Source organism: Pseudomonas sp. Q12-87, assembly GCF_001269755.1.
GTDB lineage: Bacteria > Pseudomonadota > Gammaproteobacteria > Pseudomonadales > Pseudomonadaceae > Aquipseudomonas > Aquipseudomonas fluorescens_S.
Genome location: NZ_LHVI01000035.1, coordinates 68,169 through 93,733, shown reverse-complemented (window position 1 = coordinate 93,733; position 25,565 = coordinate 68,169). Strand labels below are relative to the sequence as shown.

General features: G+C 62.0%; 21 protein-coding genes. 10 read left to right on the top strand and 11 right to left on the bottom strand.

Annotated elements, in window-relative coordinates; genetic code table 11:
- Positions 1-82: 82 nt before the first annotated feature.
- From AD663_RS25950 to AD663_RS25905, 10 genes are all read right to left on the bottom strand, one after another.
- Positions 83-703, bottom strand: a complete 621-nt coding sequence (locus AD663_RS25950) for a TetR/AcrR family transcriptional regulator (protein ID WP_003186652.1) — start codon at positions 701-703, stop codon at positions 83-85.
- Positions 704-763: 60 nt separating this feature from the next.
- Complete coding sequence (gene phaC / locus AD663_RS25945) at positions 764-2,446, bottom strand: class II poly(R)-hydroxyalkanoic acid synthase (protein WP_053214767.1); 1,683 nt, start codon at positions 2,444-2,446, stop codon at positions 764-766.
- Positions 2,447-2,558: 112 nt separating this feature from the next.
- On the bottom strand, positions 2,559-3,416 hold the full coding sequence (phaZ, locus tag AD663_RS25940) for a poly(3-hydroxyalkanoate) depolymerase (RefSeq protein WP_003186648.1): 858 nt from the start codon (positions 3,414-3,416) through the stop codon (positions 2,559-2,561).
- A 243-nt stretch (positions 3,417-3,659) separates the two neighbouring features.
- Positions 3,660-5,339 (bottom strand): class II poly(R)-hydroxyalkanoic acid synthase, encoded by a 1,680-nt coding sequence (gene phaC, locus AD663_RS25935; RefSeq protein ID WP_003186646.1) that lies wholly within the window; start codon positions 5,337-5,339, stop codon positions 3,660-3,662.
- Between the two features lie 271 nt (positions 5,340-5,610).
- Positions 5,611-5,988, bottom strand: coding sequence for a gamma-butyrobetaine hydroxylase-like domain-containing protein (locus tag AD663_RS25930; protein WP_003186644.1), 378 nt, complete (start codon positions 5,986-5,988; stop codon positions 5,611-5,613).
- 169 nt (positions 5,989-6,157) lie between these two features.
- Positions 6,158-7,495, bottom strand: a complete 1,338-nt coding sequence (gene hslU / locus AD663_RS25925; RefSeq protein ID WP_003186642.1) for an ATP-dependent protease ATPase subunit HslU — start codon at positions 7,493-7,495, stop codon at positions 6,158-6,160.
- A 50-nt stretch (positions 7,496-7,545) separates the two neighbouring features.
- The gene (hslV, locus tag AD663_RS25920; protein ID WP_003186641.1) at positions 7,546-8,076 is read right to left on the bottom strand and encodes an ATP-dependent protease subunit HslV; all 531 of its coding nucleotides are present in this window, start codon (positions 8,074-8,076) and stop codon (positions 7,546-7,548) included.
- 268 nt (positions 8,077-8,344) lie between these two features.
- The gene (locus AD663_RS25915) at positions 8,345-9,040 is read right to left on the bottom strand and encodes an SPOR domain-containing protein (protein ID WP_003186635.1); all 696 of its coding nucleotides are present in this window, start codon (positions 9,038-9,040) and stop codon (positions 8,345-8,347) included.
- A 1-nt stretch (position 9,041) separates the two neighbouring features.
- The gene (argS, locus tag AD663_RS25910) at positions 9,042-10,778 is read right to left on the bottom strand and encodes an arginine--tRNA ligase (RefSeq protein WP_003186633.1); all 1,737 of its coding nucleotides are present in this window, start codon (positions 10,776-10,778) and stop codon (positions 9,042-9,044) included.
- Positions 10,779-11,043: 265 nt separating this feature from the next.
- Positions 11,044-13,263 (bottom strand): primosomal protein N', encoded by a 2,220-nt coding sequence (locus AD663_RS25905; protein WP_003186631.1) that lies wholly within the window; start codon positions 13,261-13,263, stop codon positions 11,044-11,046.
- Between the two features lie 289 nt (positions 13,264-13,552).
- On the opposite strand from AD663_RS25905, the gene rpmE reads away from it, so the two are divergent.
- The 3 genes from rpmE to AD663_RS25890 all read left to right on the top strand — a co-directional run bounded on the left by rpmE (position 13,553) and on the right by AD663_RS25890 (position 16,053).
- Entirely contained in the window at positions 13,553-13,777 is a 225-nt protein-coding gene (gene rpmE, locus AD663_RS25900; protein ID WP_003186629.1) for a 50S ribosomal protein L31, read from the top strand.
- An 11-nt stretch (positions 13,778-13,788) separates the two neighbouring features.
- On the top strand, positions 13,789-14,604 hold the full coding sequence (locus AD663_RS25895) for a thermonuclease family protein (RefSeq protein WP_003186627.1): 816 nt from the start codon (positions 13,789-13,791) through the stop codon (positions 14,602-14,604).
- Between the two features lie 180 nt (positions 14,605-14,784).
- Positions 14,785-16,053 (top strand): malic enzyme-like NAD(P)-binding protein, encoded by a 1,269-nt coding sequence (locus AD663_RS25890; RefSeq protein WP_003186625.1) that lies wholly within the window; start codon positions 14,785-14,787, stop codon positions 16,051-16,053.
- Positions 16,054-16,273: 220 nt separating this feature from the next.
- On the opposite strand, the gene AD663_RS25885 is transcribed toward AD663_RS25890, so the two are convergent.
- Positions 16,274-18,718, bottom strand: a complete 2,445-nt coding sequence (locus tag AD663_RS25885; protein ID WP_172680641.1) for a penicillin-binding protein 1A — start codon at positions 18,716-18,718, stop codon at positions 16,274-16,276.
- A gap of 208 nt (positions 18,719-18,926) precedes the next feature.
- On the opposite strand from AD663_RS25885, the gene AD663_RS25880 reads away from it, so the two are divergent.
- The 7 genes from AD663_RS25880 (at position 18,927) to aroB (ending at position 25,560) form a co-directional block, all read left to right on the top strand.
- Positions 18,927-19,991, top strand: a complete 1,065-nt coding sequence (locus AD663_RS25880) for a pilus assembly protein PilM (protein ID WP_003186621.1) — start codon at positions 18,927-18,929, stop codon at positions 19,989-19,991.
- A complete protein-coding gene (locus AD663_RS25875) occupies positions 19,991-20,557 on the top strand; it encodes a PilN domain-containing protein (protein WP_003186619.1) in 567 nt (188 codons plus the stop codon). The genes AD663_RS25880 and AD663_RS25875 overlap by 1 nt, the downstream gene beginning before the upstream one ends.
- Positions 20,554-21,177 (top strand): type 4a pilus biogenesis protein PilO, encoded by a 624-nt coding sequence (gene pilO, locus AD663_RS25870; RefSeq protein WP_003186616.1) that lies wholly within the window; start codon positions 20,554-20,556, stop codon positions 21,175-21,177. The genes AD663_RS25875 and pilO overlap by 4 nt, the downstream gene beginning before the upstream one ends.
- The gene (locus AD663_RS25865) at positions 21,174-21,719 is read left to right on the top strand and encodes a pilus assembly protein PilP (RefSeq protein WP_053214766.1); all 546 of its coding nucleotides are present in this window, start codon (positions 21,174-21,176) and stop codon (positions 21,717-21,719) included. The genes pilO and AD663_RS25865 overlap by 4 nt, the downstream gene beginning before the upstream one ends.
- Positions 21,716-23,788, top strand: a complete 2,073-nt coding sequence (gene pilQ, locus AD663_RS25860; RefSeq protein WP_003186614.1) for a type IV pilus secretin PilQ — start codon at positions 21,716-21,718, stop codon at positions 23,786-23,788. The genes AD663_RS25865 and pilQ overlap by 4 nt, the downstream gene beginning before the upstream one ends.
- A gap of 4 nt (positions 23,789-23,792) precedes the next feature.
- Positions 23,793-24,311, top strand: a complete 519-nt coding sequence (gene aroK / locus AD663_RS25855) for a shikimate kinase AroK (RefSeq protein WP_003186612.1) — start codon at positions 23,793-23,795, stop codon at positions 24,309-24,311.
- 148 nt (positions 24,312-24,459) lie between these two features.
- A complete protein-coding gene (gene aroB / locus AD663_RS25850) occupies positions 24,460-25,560 on the top strand; it encodes a 3-dehydroquinate synthase (RefSeq protein ID WP_053214765.1) in 1,101 nt (366 codons plus the stop codon).
- Positions 25,561-25,565: the final 5 nt, after the last annotated feature.

The window sequence follows — 25,565 nt, the reverse complement described above, 5'->3', positions numbered from 1 at the left end:
TTGCTCGCGAATGCGGTGGGTCATTCAATAGTGATATTGACTGACACACCGCATTCGCGAGCAAGCCCGCTCCCACAGGTCGTTATTCGTGTTCTTCCAGATACCGCAACGCCAACTGCTCGGTCGCCACCTTGGTCGCGGGCGGCAAATGCGGGGCCACCAGCATCATGACCTGATAGACCACCAGCCGAACCTCGCCTTCGCGACCGAGGATCCGTTGATAGTCCAGCGAGAACAGCAACGTCAGGGTGATCTGCTCCACCAACTGCCCCAGCGCCTGGGTGTCGCTGACCAGCATGCCCTGGGCCTTGAGCTGCGCCAGCAGTGAAGCGAGGGTTCGTTTCAGGGCATTGAGCAATTGGCGGATGCCCTTGGCCAGCTTCGGCAGGCGCCCGGCCAGGTTCGACAGGTCCTGGAACAGGAACCGGTATTGGGCCAGGCGTTCGACGATCAGGTGCAGGAACAGCCAGTAGTCTTCCGGCGCCAACTGCACGTTTGCGGGAGGGTCCAGCAGCGGTGCCAGTTCGGCCTGGAAACGCTCGAACAGGCCGAGGACCAGCGGCTCCTTGCCGTGAAAGTGGTAATAGAGGTTGCCAGGGCTGATCCCCATTTCATTGGCAACTTCCAGGGTGGAAACGTTCGGTTCGCCCTTTTCATTGAACAACTGCAGGGCACATACAAGGATGCGGTCGCGGGTTTTCATTCGGTCTTCTTAATGATCGAGTCGTGCCACGGCCAACAGCCTGACCGTGGAATGAGGTGTTCAGCGCACGCGAACATAGGTTCCGGGAGCGGCTTCCAGGGGCGGGTAATTCGCATTGCCCAGGGTCATCAGCGTTTCGTGCTGGGCGCCAGAGCGTGCCTGGATCCACTCCAGCCATTGGGTCCACCAACTGCCCTCGGTGTGCTTGGCGTCGTAGTACCAGGCACGCGGGTCGCTGCTCAGCTTGGGGCTTTCGATGAAGTTGGCCTTGGGGTTGCCCGGCGGGTTGAGGATGCTCTGCACATGACCGCTGTTGGACAGCACGAAGCGTTTTTCGCCGCCCAGCAGCAGGGTCGAGCGATACACCGCGTCCCACGGCGTGATGTGGTCATTGATGCCGCCCACGCTGAAGCTGTCCACGGTCACTTTCTGCAGGTCGATTGGCGTGCCGCACACTTCCAGGCCGCCAGGATGGGTCAGCGGGTTGTGCTTGAAGAAGTCCAGCAGGTCGCCGTGATAGGCGGCAGGAAGCCGGGTGCAGTCGTTGTTCCAATAGAGGATGTCAAAGGCCGGCGGCTCCTTGCCCAGCAGGTAGTTGTTGATGAAGTAAGTCCAGATCAGATCGTTGGGGCGCATCCAGGCGAATACCCGAGCCATGTCGCGACCATCGAGGACCCCTTTTTGATAGGAGCGGCGTTTGGCCGCTTCCAGGGTCTGTTCGTCGATGAACAGCGTCGCCGGGCTGTCGATCTGGCAGTCCAGCAGGCTCACCAGGTAGGTGGCGCTGGCGACCCGGCGCAACTGGCGCTTGGCTTGAAGATGGCCTTGCAGGGCGGCGATGGTCATGCCGCCGGCACAAGCGCCCATCAGGTTGACTTCCCGGGCGCCGGTGATCGCCCGGCAGACGTTCATGGCTTCTTCCGTGGCCTCGACGTAGCTGGACAAGCCCCATTCACGGTGGCGTACGTCAGGGTTGCGCCAGCTGATGATGAAAACCTGCAGGCCGTTTTTCAGGGCGTACTGGACGAAGCTGTTGGAGGGGCTCAGGTCGAAGATATAGAACTTGTTGATCTGCGGCGGCACGATCAGCAGTGGCTTGGCGTACTGCTTTTCGCTCATGGGCCGGTATTGGATCAGCTCGAGCAATTCGTTGCGAAACACCACGGCACCAGGTGTGGTCGCCAGGGTCTTGCCGACTTCAAAAGCGTGGGGGGGGATCTGCCGCGGCAGTCCATCGTTGTGCAGCAGGTCATCTACCAGGTGGCTGATGCCGCGAATCAGGCTGGTGCCGCCGGAGTTGAACAGCTCCTTGACGGCCAGCGGGTTGAGCAAGGTATTGGAGGGCGATACGGCATCGTTGAGCAGGGCGAAGACGAAGTGGGCGCGGGCTCGATCGTCCTCGCTCAGGGTGCTTTCGTCGATCCAGCTCCTGACCTGCTTCTGCCAGCTCAGGTACGCTTGCAGGCTGCGCCGGTAGAACGGGTTGAGCTGCCAGGTGGGATCGGCGAATCGCTGGTCGTTGGGGTTGGTGGGGTGCAGGGTTTCGCCCAGCAGCACCCGGCCCAGCTGCCCGCCCAGCTTCAACGCGTGCCGGGCACTGTGCACCGGGTTGCGCAAACCCTGTGCGACCACGCTGTGCAGCGTCGACAGCAAGTCTCTCCCACGCAGGCCGGTAACCGCACTCTGGACATTGATGAAGCTGGCAGGGGCGGAAATAGAACCCTTCGCCGGTTTGTCGCGCATGAGTCAACTCCTTCGTCATCAGGCTAAAAACAAACACACCGAACCAGACAACATAGTCGCTGTTTCGGGTCGCTGCGCGATCCGGCGTCCTGCCAGGCGCTAATGGGCGGTGTCAGCCGCCACCCAGCGGCGAAGGATGCGGGTGCATCACGGCGCGCTGACGTTCTTCCTCGAGGAATTTCATGATGATCGGTGCCACGGCCTCGGCCCGAGTGATCAGGAACAAATGGCCGTCATCGATGATGTGCAGTTGGGCATTGGGGATGCGCCAGGCCAGCATGCGCATGTTGATCAGCGGGATCAGCGGGTCGTCGTCGCCGGCCAGCACCAGGGTCGGCTGGTGGATCTTGTGCAGCCAATGGATGCTGGTCCAGCCCAGGCCGGCGAACAACTGCCAGTAGTAACCGAGCTTGCCCGCCGAACGAACCTTGGCCGCATGGCTGGCCGCCAGGCTTGGATCGCGACGGAACGAGCCGCCATAGATCAGCGGGGCGATGCGCATCACGTGGGACGGCTGGACGTAGCGCCGGGGGCTGGCCATCATCCACAACACTTTCGGCTTGCCCGGCACCATCACCGCGCCGGCGGCAGTGGCGGCCAGCACCAGCTTCTTGCAGCGCTCCGGATAGTCGTAGGCGAACTGCTGGGCCAGCGCGCCGCCCCAGGACACGCCAATGACATTGACCTGCCCGTAGTCGAGGTAATCGAGCATCCGCGCGGTGAGTTTCGCCAGGCCGGGAAAACGATATGGCCGGTTGGGCGTCGATGAACCGCCGACACCGGGCACATCGAAGGCGATGACTTCCAGGTCCGGATCCAGCGCCTGGATGAACGGGAAGACCAGTTCCAGGTTGGCGCCGATGCCGTTGAAAATCAGCAGGGGCGTCAAGTGAGGCTTGCCGGGACGTACCGCGGTGCGCAAGGTCTGGCCATCCAGATCGACGGTACGAAAAATGTACGGTTGCGGCATGCTTCAAGCCCTGTGGGTCATGTCTCGGGTTACCAGTGTTCGGTCTGTCGGACCGAGTCGCGACCTTCGCGAGCAAGCCCGCTCCCACACTTGATCGGTTGCGAACTCCAAACTCATGTTCGCAGCAAAACCAATGTGGGAGCGGGCTTGCTCGCGAAGACGGCCTTGCATTCAAAAATAAATGTCGGCTGGCGGGACGTATTCGTGAGCAAGCCCACCCCCGCAGCAGACGAGTTGCATGCGTTACCGCTCATGCACATAAGTGCCCGGCGCCGCTTCACCCGCCGGATACGCCTTGTTGCCCAATACCGTAGGGGCTTTCTTGAGTTTGCCCGAGCGCTCGGCTTGCCAGGCCTGCCAGTGCAGCCACCAGGAATCGGTGTGCTTGGTGGAGTTTTCCTGCCAGTCCTCGGCCTTGGCCGGCATGTCATCGCTGGTCATATAGCGTGACTTGGGGTTGCCCGGCGGGTTGAGGATGCTCTGGATGTGACCGCTGCTCGACAGCACGAACTCCACTTTTCCGCCGAACAGCTGCGCCGACTTGTAGCAGGACTTCCATGGAGTGATGTGGTCGTTGGTACCGGCCAGGGAAAAGATATCGGCGGTGACCTGCTTGAGGTCGATCGGCGTGCCGCACACTTCCAGTGCATTGGGCCGGATCAATGGGTTGTTCTTGAACATTTCGATGAGGTCGCCGTGGAACGCCGCCGGCAGCCTTGTGGTGTCGTTGTTCCAGAACAGGATGTCGAACACCGGCGGTTCGTTACCCAGCAGGTAGTTATTGACCCAGTAGTTCCAGATCAGGTCGTTGGGGCGCATCCAGGCGAAGACCTTGGCCATGTCCCGGCCTTCGAGCACGCCGGCCTGGTAGGAATGGCGCTTGGCCGCTTCCAGGGTCTGCTCATCGACGAACAGCGCCACGTCGGTATCCAAGGTGGTATCGAGTACACTCACCAGCAAGGTCAGGGCATTGACCTTTTTTTCGCCGAGGGCGGCGTAGTGACCCAGCAGCGCAGTGCAGGTGATGCCACCCGAGCAGGCGCCGAGCATGTTCACGTCCTTGCTGCCCGTGATGGCGGTGACCACGTCCACCGCTTCCTTGAGCGCCTCGATGTAGGTCGACAGGCCCCATTCGCGCTGTTCCTTGGTGGGGTTGCGCCAACTGACGATGAACGTCTGCACGTTGCTGCGCAGGCAGAAGCGCGCCAGGCTCTTATCGGGGCTCAGGTCGAACACGTAGAACTTGTTGATCTGTGGCGGCACCACCAGCAACGGCCGCTCGTGGACCTGTTCGGTGATGGGCCGATACTGGATCAGCTCCAGCACATCGTTGCGAAACACCACGGCGCCTTCGGTCACGCCCAGGCTCTTGCCGACTTCGAATGCGCCCATGTTGACCTGGCTCGGCATCCCGCCGTTGTGCACCAGGTCCTTGGCCAAGTGAGACAGGCCGTCCAGTAGGCTTTTGCCGCCGGTTTCGAAGAAGCGCTTGACCGCTGCCGGGTTGGCCGCCGAGTTCGTCGGGGCCATGGCTTCGGTCATCAGGTTGATCACGAAGTGCCCGCGGCTGATGTCCTGGGGCGAAAGGCTGCTGTCATCGATCCAGGCATGCAGCTCCTTGCGCCACGCCAGGTAGGTTTGCAGGTAGCGCTTGTAGAGTGGGTTCTGGCTCCACGCCGGGTCGGCGAAGCGGCGGTCATCGCTGGCCGGTTGCAGCTCGGATCTGCCAAACAGCACGTTCTTGAGTTCGATGCCGAAATGGGTGACGTGCTTGACGCTGTGCAGCGGTTGCTTGATGGCCTGGGTCAGCACCATACGGGCTGAAGCCAGCAGGTCTTTCCTGCGCAAGCCGACGACAGGATTCAACCCCAAGGTGTTTTCCGAGGCCTGGTACTTCAGGTCATCGTTGTTCTTGTTGCTCATCTACGACGCTCCATTGTCCTTCAGACGAGTACCCGGACCGTAAAGCCCACAGCCAATACCGGATACGCTGCTCGGGTGACCATTAATTCCGCATCGAGGGCCAATGAGGAAACGTGTGCCAGAACTCGCCGGTTCCTTTGCAGGGACCTTGCCAGCTCCATTGGTTACCCGAGTTTGATTTATTTCGCAAGCAGGCCAGTCATTGACGTTGCTGCGCGGGCATTCAAGCAGATGAGTCTAGAAAATTCGCCCTAAAGCGCCAGCCCTTGAGTTAGAGCATCAGTTTGACGACGGACTGGTCCGGGTCGCGGGTTTTTCCGGCGGCCTTGAGTTCGGCGAGATAATCGTTCCACAGGTCTTGCTGGCGCACGGCCAATTGATAGAGGTAATCCCAAGTGAACAGTCCGCTGTCATGACCGTCGTCGAAGGTCAATTTCAGTGCGTACTGGCCGGCGGGTTCAACCTTGCTCAGGCCGACGTTGAGCTTGCCATATTGAAGGATGGGCTTGCCGTGACCCTGGACTTCGGCGGAAGGCGAATGCACCCGCAGGAATTCGGCGGGCAGGTGGTACTCCTCGTCTGGCGCATATTTGAGCGTCAGGGTCTTGGAGGCTTTGTGCAGGTTGATGGCGGTGGGGAGTTTGGTCATGGCTTTGGATCCGTATATGAAGGGAGCCTTGATCTATTAAACGACACCGACAGATGTGGGAGCGGGCTTGCTCGCGAATGCGGCGTGTCAGTCACTGCAATATTGACTGATACATCGCATTCGCGAGCAAGCCCGCTCCCACAGGTCCGCGTTCGCCTGTAATGCTGGGTTACAGGATATAGCGCGACAGGTCCTCGTTCTGCGCCAACTCACCCAGGTGGCTGTTGACGTACTCGGCGTCGATGCGGATCGGCGCTTCGTCGTGGGCGCTGGCCAGGTCGCCGGCGCTGAACGACACTTCCTCAAGCAGGCGTTCGAGCAGCGTGTGCAGACGACGGGCACCGATGTTTTCGGTCTTCTCGTTGACCTGCCAGGCAATCTGCGCCACGCGCTTGATGCCTTCTGGCGTGAACTCGATGTTCAGGCCTTCGGTCTTGAGCAGTGCGCAGTACTGTTCGGTCAGCGACGCATGGGGTTCGCTCAGGATGCGTTCGAAGTCTTCCGGCGTCAGGGCCTTGAGCTCGACACGGATCGGCAGGCGGCCTTGCAGTTCCGGCACCAGGTCGCTTGGCTTGCTCAGGTGGAACGCGCCGGAGGCGATGAACAGGATATGGTCGGTCTTGACCATGCCCAGCTTGGTGTTGACCGTGCAGCCTTCGATCAGCGGCAGCAGGTCGCGTTGCACGCCTTCGCGGGACACGTCGGCGCCGCCGACATTGCCGCGCTTGGCGACCTTGTCGATTTCATCGATGAACACGATGCCATGCTGCTCGACCGCTTCCAGGGCCTTGGCCTTCAATTCTTCTTCGTTGACCAGGCGGCTGGCTTCTTCATCGCGCACCAGCTTCAGCGCTTCCTTGACCTTGAGCTTGCGGCTTTTCTTCTTGCCCTTGCCCATGTTGGCGAACAAGCTCTGCAACTGATTGGTCATCTCCTCCATGCCCGGCGGCGCGGAAATATCGACGCCGGCCATCTCGGTCACTTCGATCTCGATTTCCTTGTCGTCCAGCTGACCTTCACGCAGGCGCTTGCGGAACAGCTGGCGAGTGTTGGAATCCTGCGTCGCGGCGGCGTCGGCGTTGAAGCCCATGCGCGCCGGCGGCAGCAGGGCGTCGAGGATGCGTTCCTCGGCGGCGTCTTCTGCACGATGACGGACTTTGGTGATTTCCTGCTCGCGCAGCAGTTTGATGGCCGCATCGGCCAAGTCACGAATGATCGACTCGACGTCGCGACCGACGTAGCCAACTTCGGTGAACTTGGTGGCTTCGACCTTGATGAACGGCGCATTGGCGAGCTTGGCCAGGCGACGGGCGATCTCGGTTTTACCGACACCGGTCGGGCCGATCATCAGGATGTTCTTGGGCGTCACTTCGACGCGCAGCTCTTCAGGCAGCTGCATCCGGCGCCAGCGATTACGCAGGGCAATGGCGACGGCGCGCTTGGCATCGTCCTGGCCGATGATATGGCGGTTGAGTTCGTGGACGATTTCGCGGGGAGTCATGGACATAATAATTGGCGGTTCTCGAGCGGGAATGAGCCGTGGCGCAGGTGGCCGGCTTACTCCGCGAGATCCTGCTCCTCAATGGTCTGGGTGTGGTTGGTGAAGACGCAGATGTCGCCGGCGATGCCCAAGGCTGTCTCGACGATTTCGCGGGCCGACAGGTCAGTCTTTTTCAACAGGGCGCTGGCCGCGGCCTGGGCGTAGGCACCGCCGGAACCCATGGCGATCAGGCCGTCTTCTGGCTCGACGACATCACCGTTGCCAGTGATGATCAGGGAGGCGTCTTTGTTGGCGACCGCGAGCATGGCTTCGAGGCGGCTCAATGAACGATCGGTGCGCCATTCCTTGGCCAGCTCAACGGCGGCGCGGACCAAGTGACCCTGGTGTTTTTCCAGCTGGCCTTCGAAACGCTCGAACAGGGTGAAGGCGTCGGCAGTGGCCCCGGCGAAACCGGCGATGACCTGGCCGTGGTACAGGCGACGGACTTTTTTCGCGTTGCCTTTCATCACGGTGTTGCCCAGTGAAACCTGGCCGTCGCCGCCCATGACGACTTTGCCATGACGGCGGACTGAAACGATGGTGGTCAAGGGAGAGTCTCCACGCAGCGGGGCGAAAATGCCCGGATGGAACTCATATGGGGGTGGCGTGGGGTTTTTCAACTGCTAGGTGGGAGAGGGGACGAGTGGTGCCCCGGGGTTGTCGATCAAGTTTGTGGCAACGGCATTCACTGTGGCGAGGGAGCTTGCTCCCGCTGGAGCGCGTAGCGGTCCCAAGCTTTTGGGGCCGCTGCGCAGCCCAGCGGGAGCAAGCTCCCTCGCCACAAAAGCCCCACAGCCACAGGTGTCCTTGGCGAAATCAGCGGCTCTGGCGTTGTTGTAACAACAGGTTGCTGAAGCCGCTGCCGGCCAGTTGTTTCTGGGCCTTGGTCAGCTCCTCGCGGTTGCTGAACGGTCCCACCAATACCCGATACCAGGTTTCGTCCTTCACGGTCCCGGACTCCACCGACACCGACTGGCCCAGCAGAATGATCTGCGCCCGGACCTTGTCGGCATCGGCTTCCTTGCGGAACGAGCCGGCTTGCAGGAAGAACTTGGTCACCGGCGCGGCCTTTTGCACCGGCGGGGCTGGGGGCGGAGTGATGCCGGCCAGCGCCGCTTGGGCGCGGGCGGTGTCGATTTTTGCCGCTTCGGCTGGCGTCACCGGCGTGGTGGGCACTTGCGGGGTCGGCAGGGTTTTTTCCGGCACCGCATCGGGTGGCACGATGACTTCCGATTCCGGCAGCAAGGTATAGAAGTCGTACTTCGGCTTCACCGGTTGCGTCGGGCTCGGCGGAGTCTTGTTCGCCTCGGCGATGCGCGTGGCTTTCTGTTGCTCTTGCCGGACACGCTTGACGTCATCGCCCTGGCCCGGGTCGAGCTTCATCAGGAACACAATGAATGCGCCGACGGTCAGGCCGATGGCCATCCACAACCAGCCCGGAATCGGCTTCTTGGCCGGGGCCTGGTAACGACTGGCGCCGCGTTTGGGTGCAGGTTTTTTCTTGGCGGCCAACTTACATGCGCTCCAGGGTTTCCAGGCCCAGCAATTCCAGGCCTTGCTTGAGCGTACGCCCGGTCAGCGCGGCGAGGCGCAGGCGGCTCTGTATTTGCGCTGGGGTATCGGCGCTGAGGATCGGGCAGTTCTCATAGAAGCTGGAGAACAGGCCGGCGACATCGTACAGGTAAGCGCACAAGGTGTGCGGGGTGCCTTTGTCGGCGACGTTGTTCAGCACTTCGCCAAACTGCGCCAGTTTCGCCGCCAGCTCCTGCTCGTGGGCCGCCTCAAGCACGATCTGGCCGTCCACTTCGTCGAAGCGCTTGCCGAGCTTGCGGAACACCCCGGCTACGCGGGTGTAGGCGTACAGCAGGTACGGCGCGGTGTTGCCTTCGAAATTGAGCATCAGGTCGAAGTTGAAGCTGTAGTCGCTGGTGCGGTGCTTGGACAGGTCGGCGTATTTCACCGCGTCGATGCCCACCACCTTGGCGATCTTGCGCAATTCGTCTTCGGCCAGGTCCGGGTTCTTGCCCTTGACCAGGGTATAGGCGCGGTCCTGGGCTTCGGTCAGCAGGTCGATCAGCTTCACCGTGCCGCCGTCGCGGGTCTTGAACGGGCGGCCGTCGGCGCCGTTCATGGTGCCGAAGCCCATGTGCTCCATCTCCATCGGATGGGTCACGAAACCGGCCAGGCGCGCCACTTCGAACACTTGCTGGAAATGCAGGGCCTGACGCTGGTCGACGAAATACAGCACTCGATCGGCCTTGAGCACGCCGTTGCGGTAGCGCACGGCCGCCAGGTCGGTGGTGGCGTAGAGGTAGCCGCCGTCGGCCTTGACGATGATCACTGGCAGCGGCTCGCCATCGGCGGTCTTGAACTGATCGAGGAACACGCACTGGGCGCCGTTGCTCTCCACCAGCATGCCCTTGGCCTTGAGGTCGTTGACCACGTTGACCAAGTCATCGTTGTAGGCGCTCTCACCCATCACGTCAGCCATGGTCAGCTTGACGTTCAGCAGTTCATAGATTTTCTGGCAATGGGACAGGGAGATGTCCTTGAACTTGGTCCACAACGCCAGGCACTCGGCATCGCCGGCCTGCAGCTTGACCACCAGGCCACGGGCGCGGTCGGCGAACTCGGGCGACTCATCGAAGCGCTGCTTGGCGGCGCGGTAGAAGTTCTCCAGGTCCGACAGCTCGTCGCTGGTGATCGGGTTTTCCTGCAGATAGGCCATCAGCATGCCGAACTGGGTGCCCCAGTCGCCGACGTGGTTCTGGCGGATTACGGTGTCGCCGAGAAACTCGAGTACCCGGGCCACGCCGTCGCCAATGATGGTCGAGCGCAAATGGCCGACGTGCATTTCCTTGGCGAGGTTGGGCGCCGAAAGGTCGACCACGGTGCGTTGTAACGGACCGGCCTTGCGCACGCCGATGCGTTCATCGGCCAGGGCTGCGTCCAGGCGCGAGGCCAGGGCCTGGGTGTTCTGGAAGAAGTTGATGAAACCAGGGCCGGCAATGTCAGCCTTGCTGACGTTTTCGTCGGCGGGCAGGGCGGCGATGATTTTTTCCGCCAGGTCCCGCGGTTTCATGCCGGCCGGTTTGGCGAGCATCATCGCGATGTTGCTGGCGAAGTCGCCGTGGGTCTTGTCGCGGGTGTTTTCGACCTGAATCGCCGGCGACAGGCCTTCTGGCAGCACACCTTCGGTGACGAGTTGGGCGATGGCTTGCTGGATGAGCTGGCGAATGGTGTCTTTCATGGTCATCTCTTTCAACCGCAGGCGCGGCGGCGCTTCGATGCGCTGGTGGAAAAACTGGGCATTATCCGTGGCCCAGACGAGCTTGCCAACTGTAGCGGGTCGGTTGGAGTCTTAATGTTGCAGAATGCTTTTCAATTCCCTGTGGGGGCGGGCTTGCTCGCGAAAGCGGCGTGTCAGTCGACACACGTATTGATGGTTCCATCGCATTCGCGGGCAAGCCCGCTCCCACAAGGGTATCGGTAGCGGCTATATGAGCAGCGCCAAATCAATACAAATCCACCGGATCCACATCCAGCGACCAGCGCACTGCGCGCCCGCTGGGCATCTGTTCCAGCACCAGCAGCCAGGCACTCAACAGCCGATGCAACGGCGCCCGGGCATTGGCCTGCAATAGAAGCTGCGCCCGGTAACGCCCGGCCCGCCGCTCCATTGGTGCGGGCACCGGGCCGAGCAGTTCGATGCCGGTGAGGTGCTGCTCGGCCAGCAAGCGCTCCGCCTCGCTGCAGGCTTCGTCGAGGAAGCTCTCGGCCTGGCCGGGTTTATGGGCTTCGGCGCGCAACAATGCCAGGTGGGCAAACGGCGGCAGGCCGGCGCTGCGGCGCTCGCTCAAGGCCTGTTCGGCAAACGCGAAGTAGCCTTGCTCGGTCAGCTGTATCAGCAGCGGATGGTCGGCCAGGTGTGTCTGGATGATCACCTTGCCCGGCTCCTCGGCCCGTCCGGCGCGGCCCGCGACCTGGACGATCAACTGCGCCATGCGCTCGCTGGCGCGGAAATCGCCGGAAAACAGCCCGCCGTCGGCATCCAGGATCGACACCAGCGTGACCCGGGGAAAGTGATGGCCCTTGGCGAGCATTTGCGTGCCTACAAGGATGCACGGCTGGCCCTTCTGGATCGTCGCGAACAGCTGGTTCATCGCGTCCTTGCGCGAGGTGCTGTCGCGATCCACCCGCAGCACCGGGTAATCCGGGAACAGGATGCCCAGCCGCTCTTCGGCGCGTTCAGTACCGGCACCGACCGGGCGCAAGTCCACTTTGCCGCACTGCGGGCAATGCCTCGGTACCCGTTCGGCGTGGCCGCAATGGTGGCAGCGCAGCTCGCCGTGGCGTTGGTGCACGGTCATCCGTGCGTCGCAGCGCTCGCAGCCGGACATCCAACCGCAGTCGTGACACAGCAGGGTCGGGGCGAAGCCTCGGCGATTGAGAAACACCAGGACCTGCTGGCCGGCCGCCAGGGTCTGGCCGATGGCTTGCTGCATCGGCCCGGAAATACCGCTGTCCAGCGGGCGGCTTTTCACATCCAGGCGCAGGAACCGCGGCTGCTTGGCGCCGCCGGCCCGCTCGTTCAGGCGCAGCAAGCCGTAGCGCCCGGTGTAGGCGTTGTGCAGGCTTTCCAGGGACGGCGTGGCCGAGCCGAGCACGATCGGGATGTTTTCCTGGCGAGCGCGCACCAGCGCCAGGTCGCGGGCGTGGTAGCGCAGGCCTTCCTGCTGTTTATAGGAACCGTCGTGTTCTTCGTCGATGATGATCAGGCCGGGGTTCTTCATCGGCGTGAACAGGGCCGAGCGAGTGCCAATGATGATATCAGCCTCGCCGTCCCGGGCGGCAAGCCAGGCTTCCAGGCGTTCGCGGTCGTTGACCGCCGAGTGCACCAGGGCAATCCGGGCGTTGAAGCGCTGTTCGAAGCGCGCCAGGGTTTGTGGGCCCAGGTTGATTTCCGGAATCAGCACCAGGGCCTGCTTGCCGGCTTCCAGGGTCTGGCGGATGAGTTGCAGATAGACTTCGGTCTTGCCGCTGCCGGTGACGCCCGCCAGCAGGAACGCATGATAGCTGTCGAAACCGGCACGAATGGCTTCGCAAGCGGCCCGCTGTTCAGCATTGAGTGGCAGTTCCGGCTGGGCCAGCCAATGTTCATGGCGAATGCCTGGGGCATGCCGGCGGACCTCCACCTGAACCAGCTCCTTGGCCAGCAGGAGATCGAGGCTGTCCTTGCTCAGCATCAGCTTGCTCAGCAGTTGATGGGCAACGCCGTGGGGATGCTGCGCCAGGGTCGCCAGGGCTTCGCGCTGGCGTGGAGCGCGGGCGATGCGCGGATCGTCCAGCGAAGCCCCGGGGGTCACGGACCAGAATCGCTCCTGGCGCGCCTCGGCCGGTTCGCCCTGGCGCAGCAGCACCGGCAGCGCCCAGCTCAAGGTGTCGCCGAGGCTGTGCTGATAATACTGGGAGGTCCACAGGCAGAGCTTGAACAGCGACGCCGGCAGCGGCGGCGTGGCATCGAGCAGGGCCAGGGCCGGCTTGAGCTTGTCGGCCGGCACCTCGCTGTGGTCGGTGACTTCCACCAGGATCCCGATCATCTCCCGCCGGCCAAATGGCACCCGCAGGCGCATGCCTGGCTGCAACTGGGCGCGCAGGATCCCGGCCGGGGCGCGGTAGTCGAACAGGCGGCGCAGGGGCGATGGCAGGGCGAGGCGCAGGATGGCGTTGGGCACGCGGGGAATCTCGGTAACAGACACGTTCAAAGGCTGGGCACGATTCTCGTGGGAGCGGGCTTGCTCGCGAAGACGGCGGCACAGTCACAATCAGCCCAAACTGACCGACCGCCTTCGCGAGCAAGCCCGCTCCCACGCAGGACGGGTGCTTGAGGGCGCGAGCCTAGCAGACGGTTGGTATAAGCGACAGCTTGCGCGAATGACGATGTCTGGTAGAATCCGCGGCCTAATTACGTGCGGTATTCAACAATAGTGTTGGGTGGCGGCACGCTAGCCTGAGGAAAACAGCATGAAAACCGATATCCATCCGGACTACCCAGTAATTGCCGTGACTTGCAGCTGCGGCAACAAGTTCGAAACGCGTTCGACCTACGGCAAAGCCCTGGCGATCGACGTTTGCAACGAATGCCACCCGTTCTACACCGGTAAGCAAAAGACTCTGGATACCGGCGGCCGCGTTCAGAAGTTCGCCGATCGTTTCGGTGCTTTCGGCAAAGTTACTCCAAAAGCCTGAGGCTAATCATTTTGGATGCTCGTCTCGACGGCTCCAGACTGATAAAGAAGGCGTCCCTTGCGGGCGCCTTTTTTGTGTCCGCGATTTGGCTCACGGGAGCCCAGGCCTTTTGTCCCGCGCCGGCGAACCTTTCCCAGGTGACGGTCAGGCGCGTGGTGGATGGCGATACCCTGCGCCTGGCCGATGGCCGCAGCGTGCGCATGATTGGCCTCAACAGCCCCGAGCTGGGCCGACAAGGGCGCTCCGACGAACCTTTCGCGGTTGCGGCTCGCCGGCGCCTTGAAGCGCTGATCGCCGGCAGTGCTGGGCGCGTGGGGTTGCTGGTGGGCAAGGAAGGCAAGGATCGCTACGGCCGCACGCTGGCCCATGTCTATGGCGCCGACGGTAAAAATGTCGAAGCGCAATTGCTCGCCGAGGGCCTGGGTTTTCATGTGGCTGTGGCGCCAAATGTCGATTTGGTGGCCTGCCAGCGCGCCGCCGAACGTCAGGCGCGTGATGCGGGCCTGGGGTTGTGGAAGCGCTCGCCTGTGCGCAAGGCAGGGCAAATCAACGCGCCGGGCTTCGCCGTGCTCAGTGGTCGGGTGAGCGAAATCAGGCGTAATCGCGGCGGCGTTTGGCTCCAATTGCAGGATTCGGTTGTATTGCGTATTGCCCCTGGTCTGGTGGGTCGCTTTGACAGGGCATCGCTTGAAGGGCTAAAGGGCAAGCGGATTGAGGCGCGTGGCTGGGTCATCGATCGTTCGCGGCGTGACGGACTCAAGCAAGGACAGGCGCGCTGGCTCTTGCCGTTGACCGACCCGACCATGTTGGGTCTGGCGCAGGAATAAAAAATTGTAGACATTTTTTGTTTGGATTGTATGCATGCAGCCCTTGTGTTTCGCGGCCCTTGGTCCAAAGTCGTAGGGCAGGGCGCTTGACAGCGGTGACTGGTCAGTCTTGTAGGGACTTTGCGAGGCGCGTATCCTCGGCGGTCCGTCTGTCCAACACAGTAAAAGCGGAATGCCCACATGTCTGATCTGAAAACTGCCGCTCTCGAATATCACGCTCACCCTCGTCCGGGGAAGCTGAGTGTCGAGCTCACCAAGGCCACCGCTACTGCCCGCGATCTGTCGCTGGCCTACAGCCCCGGCGTAGCCGAACCAGTCCGCGAAATCGCACGCGATCCTGAGCTGGCCTACAAATACACCGGCAAGGGCAACCTGGTTGCAGTCATTTCCGATGGCACCGCGATTCTCGGCCTGGGTAACCTCGGCCCACTGGCTTCCAAGCCGGTCATGGAAGGTAAAGGCGTGCTGTTCAAGCGCTTCGCCGGCATCGACGTCTTCGACATCGAAGTCGACTCCGAAAGCCCGCAAGCCTTCATCGATACCGTCAAGCGTATCTCCATCACTTTCGGCGGCATCAATCTGGAAGACATCAAGGCGCCTGAGTGCTTTGAGATCGAGCGCGCCCTGATCGAACAGTGCGACATCCCGGTGTTCCACGATGACCAGCACGGCACCGCCATCGTGACCGCAGCCGGCATGATCAACGCCCTGGAAATCGCCGGCAAGACCCTGCCAGAAGCCAAGATCGTCTGCCTGGGTGCCGGTGCTGCCGCCATCTCGTGCATGAAGTTGCTGGTGAGCATGGGTGCCAAGATCGAAAACATCTTCATGGTTGACCGTACCGGTGTGATTCACTCCGGCCGTGACGACCTGAACCAGTACAAGGCCGTGTTTGCCCACGCGACCGATAAGCGCTCCCTGGCGGACGCGCTGGACGGTGCCGATGTCTTCGTCGGCCTGTCGGGCCCGAACCTGCTGAGCGCGGAAAACCTGCTGCGCATGGCGCCGAACCCGATCGTGTTCGCCTGCTCCAACCCGGATCCGGAAATCTCCCCGGAGCTGGCCCACGCCACTCGCAACGACGTGATCATGGCCACCGGCCGTTCGGACTACCCGAACCAGGTCAACAACGTACTGGGCTTCCCATTCATCTTCCGCGGTGCCCTGGACGTTCGCGCCAAGCGCATCAACGAAGAAATGAAAGTCGCGGCCGCCAACGCCCTGCGCGAACTGGCCAAGCTGCCGGTGCCTCAGGAAGTGTGCGACGCCTACGGCGGCATCAAGTTGGAATTCGGTCGTGAGTACATCATTCCGAAGCCTATGGACGCCCGCCTGATCACCCTGATCTCCGACGCCGTGGCCAAGGCCGCGATCGAGACCGGCGTGGCGACCCTGCCGTATCCGAAGAACTACCCGCTCAAGAGCGTGGATGACGTGTTCAACGGCTAAGCTGTTGTAGCGCTTCAACGAAAAACCCCGGCTCTTGTGAGTCGGGGTTTTTTATTGTCTACGAAGATTGTCTGGGGCGGCATGGCCCTTCAGGGAAGCCAGATGACTTGTGGCGAGGGAGCTTGCTCCCGCTGGGCTGCGAAGCGGCCCCAAAAACTTGCGGTCGCTGCGCAACCGAGCGGGAGCAAGCTCCCTCGCCACAGGTGGGTGTGCGTGCTCTTTAGAACAAATCGATCGGCGCCGCTTCGTCTGCCGGCAGCGGGCTGCCCGGTGCGGAGCCATTGCCCAGTTCATTGACGGACGGTGGGGTGTCTTCGCTCTTGAACAGTTCGAAGTACGCGCCCGGAGTGCCGGGCGTGGCCGCGCGGCCGCTGACCGGGTCGACACGCAGGCTGAGGATGCCTTCCGGCTCCGGCTGGGTGTGTGGCGGTTTGTCCTTGAGGGCCGCGCCCATGTAGCTCATCCAGATCGGCAGCGCCACGGTGCCGCCGAATTCGCGACGACCGAGGCTTTCGGGCTGGTCGAAACCGGTCCAGACGGTGGTCACGTAATCGGCGTTGTAGCCGGAGAACCAGGCATCCTTGGATTCGTTGGTAGTACCGGTCTTGCCCGCCAGGTCGGTTCGACCCAAGGCCAGGGCGCGGCGGCCGGTGCCGAGCTTGATCACGTCCTGCAGCATGCTGTTGAGGATGTAGGTGGTACGTCCATCGACAATGCGTTCGGCGATGGCCGGCGCTTGCGGTACCGCTGGTGCCGTCGTCGCTTCACCCGGTGTCGCATTGACCGTAAAGGCCTGGGTGGCCGGCGCGGCGACGCCATCACTGGCCTGCTCGCCAGTGGGGACGCGTGGCGGGTTGGCGACGAACAGCGTATCGCCGTTGCGACTTTCGATCTTATCGATGATGTACGGGGTGATCTTGTAGCCACCGTTGGCGAACGTGCTCCAGCCCGTGGCGATTTCCATCGGCGTCAGGGTTGCGGTACCCAGTGCCAGGGACAGGTTGCGCGGCAGATCCTGCTTGTTGAAGCCGAACTTGCTGATGTAGTCGATGGTGCGATCCACGCCCAGGGCTTGCAGCAGGCGGATCGACACCAGGTTGCGGGACTTGTACAGCGCTTCGCGCAGGCGGATCGGGCCCAGGAAGGTGTTGGTGTCGTTCTTCGGTCGCCAGACCTTGTCCAGGTATTCGTCGACAAAGACGATTGGCGCATCGTTCACCAGGCTGGCGGCGGTGTAGCCATTATCCAGGGCGGCGCTGTAGACGAATGGCTTGAAGCTCGACCCCGGCTGGCGCTTGGCCTGCAATGCCCGGTTGTAATTGCTCTGCTCGAAGGCGAAGCCGCCCACCAGCGAACGGATGGCACCGTCCTGCGGATCGAGGGATACCAGCGCGCCCTGGGCGGCCGGGATCTGGCTGAACTTGAGGGTGTTGTCCGCCTGGCGCTGCACGCGGATCAGATCGCCAACCTGGGCGACGTCCGATGGCTGGCGCGGCGCGGCCCCCATGCTGTTGGTATTGAGGAACGGGTGCGCCCATTTCATGGTGTCCCAGCCCACGTGTTCTTCCAGTTCGCCGTTGCGGGTCAGAACCTTGAGGCCATCCTTGTCCACCGACGTGACGATCGCCGGCTCCAGGCTACTGATGGTGCGCTGCTTGGTCAGTTCCAAGGCCCAGGCCTGCTTGGTCTTGCCTGGAAGGCGCGATTCAGGGCCCCGGTAACCGTGGCGCTGGTCGTAGGTCATCAGGCCTTCGTGCAGCGCGGTGTTGGCCATTTCCTGCAGGTTGCTCGGCACCGTAGTGGTCACGCGAAAGCCTTCGGTGTAGGCATCGCTGCCATAGCGCCCGACCATTTCGGCACGGGCCATTTCGGCGATGTACGGGGCGTTCACTTCCGGGGTCGGCACGTGGTAGCTGGCGTTCAACGGTTCATTGATCGCGGCGGTGTAGTCGGCCTCGCTGATCTTGCCGAGCTTGTACATGCGCCCCAGGATCCAGTCGCGACGCTCCTTGCTGCGCGCCGGGTTGGCCAGCGGGTTGAAGCGCGATGGCGCCTTGGGCAGGCCGGCGATCATCGCCATCTGCGCCAGGCTCACGTCGCGGATCGACTTGCCGTAATACACCTGCGCTGCTGCCTCGATGCCGTAGGCGCGGTTGCCCAGGTAGATCTTGTTCACGTACAGCTCGAGGATTTCATCCTTGGTCAGCTGCCGCTCGATTTGCAGGGCCAGCAAAATCTCGGTGGTCTTGCGCGAGAAGCTGCGCTCGCTGGTCAGGAAGAAGTTCTTGGCCACCTGCATGGTGATGGTGCTGCCGCCGGACTGTATATGTCCGCTCTTGACCAGCTGGCTGGCGGCGCGCATCAGGCTGCCGGGATCGACGCCATAGTGATTGGCGAAATTGTCGTCTTCAGCACTTAGTAACGCATTGATGAAATTGGGCGGAATGTCGGCGAAACGGATCGGTGTGCGGCGCATTTCGCCAAATTCGGCGATCAGCTTGTTGTCGCTGCTGTACACCCGCAGGGGAATCTGCAACTGAATGCTTCTCAGCGCCTCCACGGACGGCAATCCCGGACTAAGGTAAAGATACGCACCGCTCAGGCCCAAGAGCAGTCCGCAGAAAACGGCGACGATGGACCATCCGAAAAATTTCAGCAGACGAATCAAGGCTTTTGGATATCCAGGCAAAGAATGAAAAAAGGCGCCAGGTGCAGGGAAGGACCCGTGCTTGCAACAAAGCGAAAAAAACGCTGGGCATTATAAGCATTTTTTTTCGTCAGGAATGCCATCCGGACGTCTGTCGGACCGCGGTGATGGAACGCAACGCATATTAGAGAGTCCGTAACTCACGGATAGTCATAGGGAATTGGTAGTGCTACGACTCTTCAATAAAAAAGCCCATGCGCTTCTGGGAATCGACATCAGCTCGACGTCGGTGAAACTGCTCGAGTTGAGCCGTCAGGGGGACCGATACCGCGTCGAGTCCTATGCGGTCGAACCGTTGCCCGCCAACGCTGTGGTCGAGAAGAACATCGCCGAGCTCGAAGGCGTGGGGCAGGCATTGTCGCGCGTGCTGGCCAAGGCCAGGACGCCCTTGCGTAGCGTCGCGGTGGCCGTGGCGGGGTCTGCAGTCATCACCAAGACCATCGAGATGGATGCCGGGTTGTCCGACGACGAGATGGAAAACCAGCTGAAGATCGAGGCTGATCAATACATACCCTACCCGCTGGACGAGGTGGCCATCGATTTCGAGGTCCAGGGCGTATCGCCGCGCAACGCCGAGCGAGTGGAAGTGCTGCTGGCTGCCTGCCGCAAGGAAAACGTCGAGGTCCGTGAGGCCGCGCTGGCCCTGGCCGGGCTGACGGCGCGCGTCGTCGACGTGGAGGCCTACGCGCTGGAGCGTGCCTTCGGCCTGCTGGCCACGCAGTTGGCCGCTTCCCAGGAAAGGCTGACCGTCGCGGTCATCGATATCGGCGCCACCATGACCACCCTCAGCGTGCTGCACAACGGGCGCATCATCTATACCCGCGAGCAGCTGTTCGGTGGCCGCCAGCTCACCGAGGAAATCCAGCGCCGCTATGGCCTGACGCCCGAGCAGGCGGGCCTGGCAAAAAAGCAGGGCGGCTTGCCGGACGATTACCTCGCCGAGGTGCTGCAGCCCTTTCGCGAGGCGCTGGTGCAGCAGGTGTCGCGGTCGCTGCAGTTTTTCTTCGCGTCGGGCCAGTACAGCGCGGTGGATCACATCCTGTTGGCCGGTGGCACGGCTTCGGTGGCCGGCCTGGATCGGCTGATTGAGCAACGCCTGGGGACGCCGACCCAGGTGGCCAACCCGTTCACCAACATGGCGCTGGGCAGCAAGGTCAATGCCGGCGCCCTGGCCAGTGACGCGCCCGCGCTGATGATTGCCTGTGGGCTGGCCCTCAGGAGTTTTGACTGATGGCGCGGATCAATCTGCTTCCGTGGCGCGAAGAACTTCGCGAAGAGCGCCGCAAGCGTTTTCTGCTGGCGTTGGTGGGGGCATTGGTCGGCGCGGTGGGCCTGACACTGATCGTCGTCCAGTACCTCGACAGCGCCATTGACCATCAACTGGCTCGCAACACTCATCTCTCGGAACAGATCGCCGTGCTGGACGAGCGCATCAAGCAGATCAGTGAACTGAAAGCCCGTCGCCAGCAACTGCTGGAGCGCATGCGGATAATCCAGGACTTGCAGGGCAACCGGCCGGTCAGCGGGCGCATCTTCGACCAGTTGGCGAGGACCTTGCCGGACGGTGTCTATTTCACTGAGGTGAAGATGGAAGACCGGACGCTTTCAATCAAGGGCGCTGCGGAGTCGAACAACCGCGTCTCGGACCTGATGCGTAACCTGGATGCGTCGGACCTGTTCGATGCCCCCAGCCTGACGGAGGTCAAGGCCACCACGGCCGGCCAGGTCGACCAGGCCAACGTTTTCCAACTGACGGTTCGCCAGACCCGTCCGGCTGATGGGGAGGACGCCCAATGAAGCCGGGGGAATGGTTTGACGCGCTGCGCAAGATCGAACTCAGCGACCTGGACACCAACAACATCGGTTCCTGGCCGGCGCCCATCAAGTGGCTGGCCGGCATCCTGCTGGTGATCCTGGTATTGGGGCTGGGCTATAACTTTGCCTTGAGCGACCTGCAAGATCGGTTGCAGCAGGTGCGGGAGGAGGAAAACACCCTCAAGGCGCAGTTCGAAGGCAAGGCCCACATGGCTGCCAACCTCGAACGCTACACCGAGCAGATGAAGCAGATGGAAACCTCTTTCGGCGTGCTGCTGCGGCAGTTGCCCAGCGACACCGAGGTGCCGGGCCTGCTGGAAGACATCACCCGGACCGGCCTGGGCAGTGGCCTGGAGTTCGAGGAAATCAAGTTGCTGCCCGAGGTCACCCAACCGTTCTACATCGAGCTGCCGATCCAGATCACCGTGACCGGCGGCTACCACGACCTGGCGACGTTCGTCAGCGGAGTGGCCGGCCTGCCCCGGATCGTCACGTTGCACGATTTCGAGATCGCGCCGATGGAGCCCGAGGCAGGAACGAAGCTTCGCATGAGTATCCAGGCCAAGACCTACCGCTATAACGAGCAGGAGGCGCAGCCATGAAGCCGGTCTGCCGCTTTTGCCTGCTGGCAGGCCTGGTCGCGCTGGCGGGCTGTAACGACGACAACGGTTTCAGCGACCTGGACGCCTACATGAACGAAGTGCGCCTGCGCCCACCGGGCAAGATCGAGCCAACGCCGACCTTCAGGCCCTACGAAACCTTCACTTACAGCGCCGCCAACCTGCGCAGCCCCTTTTCCAGGCAGGTTCGGATGGACCAGGCCGAGCGGCAGAAGGGTTCGCGCAACGTCCGGCCCGACCCCAACCGAGTCAAGCAGTACCTGGAAGGCTTCAACATCGAACAATTCGAAATGGTCGGCACGATCGCCAACGCCAGCGGTTCCTTCGCGCTCCTGCGGGGGGCGGGCGGGGTGCATCGGCTCAAGGTCGGTGACTACCTGGGGCGCAACGACGGGCGGATCACCGCCATCGGCGCGACCCAGGTCGATGTGATCGAAATCGTTCCCGATGGCGAGGGTGCCTGGCTGGAGCGACCGCGAACCATTCCCTTGAAAGAGCACTCAATCGTGGAACCCCAACAATGAACAGGTTTATATCAGCCTTCGGTATTTCGCTATGGATAGCGCTGGTGTCGCCGATGGTTCATGCGGCCAGTCTGAAGACACTGGACGTCGCGGCATTGCCGGGGGACCGCGTCGAGTTGAAACTCTCCTTCGACGCCCCGCCGCCCACGCCCCGGGGCTACACCACCGAACAGCCGGCCCGGATTGCGCTGGACCTGCCGGGCGTGACCAGCCAACTGGCCAGCAAGAGTCATGATCTCGGCGGCGGTAACGCACGCAGCGCCACTGTGGTCGAGGCCGGTGACCGCACCCGACTGATTATTGGCCTGACCCAATTGGCACCGTATAACACCCGAGTCGAAGGTAATAACCTGTTCGTCGTGGTTGGCAAGGGCGCCGCACCGAAGGCTGCCGCCCAGGCACCTCGTCCGGCGGTTGCGAGCGCGGCGCCGGTGAAAAGCAACGCGCCGGTGGGCAAGGCTATCCGTGGGGTGGATTTCCAGCGCGGGACCCAGGGCGAAGGCAACGTGGTGATCGATCTGTCAGATCCCTCCATCGCGCCTGATATCCAGGAGCGCGAAGGCAAGATTATCCTCAGTTTTGCCAGGACGCAGTTGCCCGAGCCGCTGCGGGTGCGCCTGGACGTCAAGGATTTCGCCACCCCGGTGCAGTTCGTCAACGCCAGCGCCGGCAGCGACCGGGCGACCATCAGTATCGAACCCAGCGGCACGTTCGATTACTCGACCTACCAGACGGATAACAAGCTCACCGTCAGCGTTCGTCCGATGACGGTCGAGGACCTGCAAAAACGCAATACCGATCGCGCCGCCTACAGTGGTGAAAAGCTTTCGCTCAACTTTCAAGACATCGAAGTGCGTTCGGTCCTGCAACTGATCGCCGACTTCACCAACCTGAACCTGGTGGCCAGCGACACGGTGCAGGGCGGCATCACCCTGCGGTTGCAGAATGTTCCCTGGGACCAGGCGCTGGACCTGGTGCTCAAGACCAAGGGGCTGGACAAGCGCAAGGTCGGCAACGTGCTGCTCGTGGCTCCGGCCGACGAAATTGCCGCGCGTGAACGCCAGGAGCTGGAGTCCCAGAAACAGATCGCCGACCTGGCGCCGCTGCGGCGCGAGTTGTTGCAGGTCAACTATGCCAAAGCGGCGGACATCGCCAAGCTCTTCCAGTCGGTGACCAGTGCCGAGGCGAAAGCCGATGAGCGCGGCACGATCACAGTCGATGAGCGAACCAACAACATCATTGCCTACCAGACCCAGGATCGACTCGACGAACTGCGGCGGATCGTGGCGCAACTGGATATTCCGGTGCGCCAGGTGATGATCGAGGCGCGGATTGTCGAGGCCAACGTCGACTACGACAAAAGCCTGGGCGTGCGCTGGGGTGGTTCGGTACAGAACCAGGGCAACTGGAATTCCTCCGGCGTCACCAACGGCAGCTCCACCACCATTGGCACGCCGGGCAGCACCAGTACCAACCAGCCGTTCGTCGACATGGGCGCCTCGGGTAACACCTCGGGGATCGGCATCGCCTTCATTACCGACAACGTCTTGCTGGACCTTGAGCTGACGGCCATGGAGAAAACCGGTAACGGCGAAATCGTCTCCCAGCCCAAAGTGGTGACGTCCGACAAGGAGACCGCGAAAATCCTCAAGGGCACCGAGATTCCCTACCAGGAAGCCAGCTCCAGCGGTGCCACGTCGGTGTCGTTCAAGGAGGCCTCGCTGTCACTGGAAGTCACCCCGCAAATCACCCCGGACAACCGCATCATCATGGAGGTCAAGGTCACCAAGGATGAGCCTGACTACTTGAACAAGGTGCAGGAAGTACCGCCGATCAAGAAAAACGAGGTCAACGCCAAGGTGCTGGTCAATGATGGCGAGACCATTGTGATTGGTGGGGTTTTCTCAAATACTCAGAGCAAGGTTGTAGATAAGGTGCCATTTCTTGGCGATGTGCCGTATCTTGGCCGCCTTTTCCGGCGTGATGTGGTTTCGGAGAAAAAATCCGAGCTGCTGGTGTTCCTCACTCCGCGTATCATGAACAACCAGGCGATTGCTGTGAGTCGTTGATTCTGTGCGAAATTTGATTCTTGTAGGGCCGATGGGCGCTGGAAAAAGCACCATCGGCCGTTTGCTGGCCAAAGAGCTGCGCCTGCCATTCAAAGATTCCGACAAGGAAATTGAATTGCGCACGGGCGCCAATATCCCATGGATTTTCGACAAGGAAGGCGAGCCAGGCTTTCGTGACCGTGAGCAGGCGATGATCGCCGAGCTGTGCGCGTTCGATGGCGTGGTGCTGGCCACCGGCGGCGGCGCGGTCATGCGCGAAGCCAATCGTCGGGCATTGCACGCCGGCGGTCGGGTGGTCTATTTGCACGCCTCCGTCGAGCAGCAGGTTGGCCGCACCGCGCGGGATCGCAACCGGCCGTTGTTGCGCACCGCCGACCCGGCCAAGACCCTGCGCGATCTGCTGGAACTGCGCGATCCGCTGTATCGGGAAATTGCCGACCTGGTGGTGGAAACCGACGAGCGGCCGCCGCGAATGGTCGTGCTGGATATTCTCGATCGCCTTCAACTACTGCCGCCCCGTTAATGCGCCTGGCGAAATGCGCTATCCTCGACGTCCCGTTTTGGTCCGCCTGGGGCGTGGCGGTTGGCTATCACTTGGCGTCAGAACAAGCACCGTGGACTTTCGTTAATTGCAGGCAGGACGCCTGATTCCATCTTCACTGTGGGGACACATGCAGACACTTAAGGTCGACCTGGGCGAGCGTAGCTACCCGATTCACATTGGCGAAGGCTTGCTGGACCAGCCCGAACTGCTGGCGCCGCATATCGCCGGACGGCAAGTGGCGATCATCTCCAACGAAACCGTCGCCCCTCTGTATCTGGAACGCCTGACCCGCAGCCTGTCGGCCTACTCGGTCATCTCCGTGGTGTTGCCCGATGGCGAAGCCTTCAAGAACTGGGAAACCCTGCAACTTATTTTCGATGGCCTGCTGACTGCACGCCATGACCGCCGGACTACGGTGGTCGCCCTGGGCGGCGGGGTGATCGGCGACATGGCCGGCTTTGCCGCCGCCTGTTATCAGCGTGGCGTCGATTTCATCCAGATCCCTACTACGTTGTTGTCCCAGGTCGATTCGTCGGTGGGCGGCAAGACCGGCATCAACCATCCGCTGGGCAAGAACATGGTTGGCGCTTTCTATCAGCCCAACGTGGTGCTGATCGATACCGCCACCCTCAATACCTTGCCGGCGCGGGAGCTGTCTGCGGGACTCGCGGAAGTCATCAAGTACGGGCTGATCTGCGACGAGCCGTTCCTGGGTTGGCTGGAAGAGAACGTCGACCGCCTGCGGGCGCTGGACCAAGTGGCCCTGACCTATGCGATCCAGCGCTCTTGCGCCGCCAAGGCTGCCGTGGTCGGCGCCGATGAGCGTGAGTCGGGGGTGCGCGCCACGCTCAACCTGGGCCACACCTTTGGCCATGCCATCGAAACCCACATGGGCTATGGTGTCTGGCTGCATGGTGAAGCGGTTGCGGCCGGTACGGTCATGGCCCTGGAAATGTCCGCGCGCCTGGGCTGGATCAGCGAACAGGAGCGTGATCGCGGCATTCGCCTGTTCCAACGCGCCGGGCTGCCGGTGGTTCCGCCCGAGGAAATGACCGAGGCGGATTTTCTTGAACACATGGCAATCGACAAAAAAGTGATCGACGGTCGTCTGCGCCTGGTGCTGCTGCGCCACATGGGCGAAGCGGTGGTGACCGACGATTATCCGAAAGAGGTTCTACAGGCCACGCTGGGAGCGGACTACCGCGCCCTGGCTCAGCTTAAAGGTTAATAAGA

What these genes read in the sequence shown, in the direction of transcription:
- phaC (WP_003186646.1), bottom strand. Translation starts at nt 5,339, where the DNA reads ATGAGCAACAAGAACAACGATGACCTGAAGTACCAGGCCTCGGAAAAC.
- pilQ (WP_003186614.1), top strand. Translation starts at nt 21,716, where the DNA reads ATGAACAGGTTTATATCAGCCTTCGGTATTTCGCTATGGATAGCGCTG.
- phaZ (WP_003186648.1), bottom strand. Translation starts at nt 3,416, where the DNA reads ATGCCGCAACCGTACATTTTTCGTACCGTCGATCTGGATGGCCAGACC.
- phaC (WP_053214767.1), bottom strand. Translation starts at nt 2,446, where the DNA reads ATGCGCGACAAACCGGCGAAGGGTTCTATTTCCGCCCCTGCCAGCTTC.
- AD663_RS25930 (WP_003186644.1), bottom strand. Translation starts at nt 5,988, where the DNA reads ATGACCAAACTCCCCACCGCCATCAACCTGCACAAAGCCTCCAAGACC.
- pilO (WP_003186616.1), top strand. Translation starts at nt 20,554, where the DNA reads ATGAAGCCGGGGGAATGGTTTGACGCGCTGCGCAAGATCGAACTCAGC.
- aroB (WP_053214765.1), top strand. Translation starts at nt 24,460, where the DNA reads ATGCAGACACTTAAGGTCGACCTGGGCGAGCGTAGCTACCCGATTCAC.
- AD663_RS25950 (WP_003186652.1), bottom strand. Translation starts at nt 703, where the DNA reads ATGAAAACCCGCGACCGCATCCTTGTATGTGCCCTGCAGTTGTTCAAT.
- argS (WP_003186633.1), bottom strand. Translation starts at nt 10,778, where the DNA reads ATGAAAGACACCATTCGCCAGCTCATCCAGCAAGCCATCGCCCAACTC.
- rpmE (WP_003186629.1), top strand. Translation starts at nt 13,553, where the DNA reads ATGAAAACCGATATCCATCCGGACTACCCAGTAATTGCCGTGACTTGC.
- AD663_RS25865 (WP_053214766.1), top strand. Translation starts at nt 21,174, where the DNA reads ATGAAGCCGGTCTGCCGCTTTTGCCTGCTGGCAGGCCTGGTCGCGCTG.
- AD663_RS25875 (WP_003186619.1), top strand. Translation starts at nt 19,991, where the DNA reads ATGGCGCGGATCAATCTGCTTCCGTGGCGCGAAGAACTTCGCGAAGAG.
- AD663_RS25890 (WP_003186625.1), top strand. Translation starts at nt 14,785, where the DNA reads ATGTCTGATCTGAAAACTGCCGCTCTCGAATATCACGCTCACCCTCGT.
- hslU (WP_003186642.1), bottom strand. Translation starts at nt 7,495, where the DNA reads ATGTCCATGACTCCCCGCGAAATCGTCCACGAACTCAACCGCCATATC.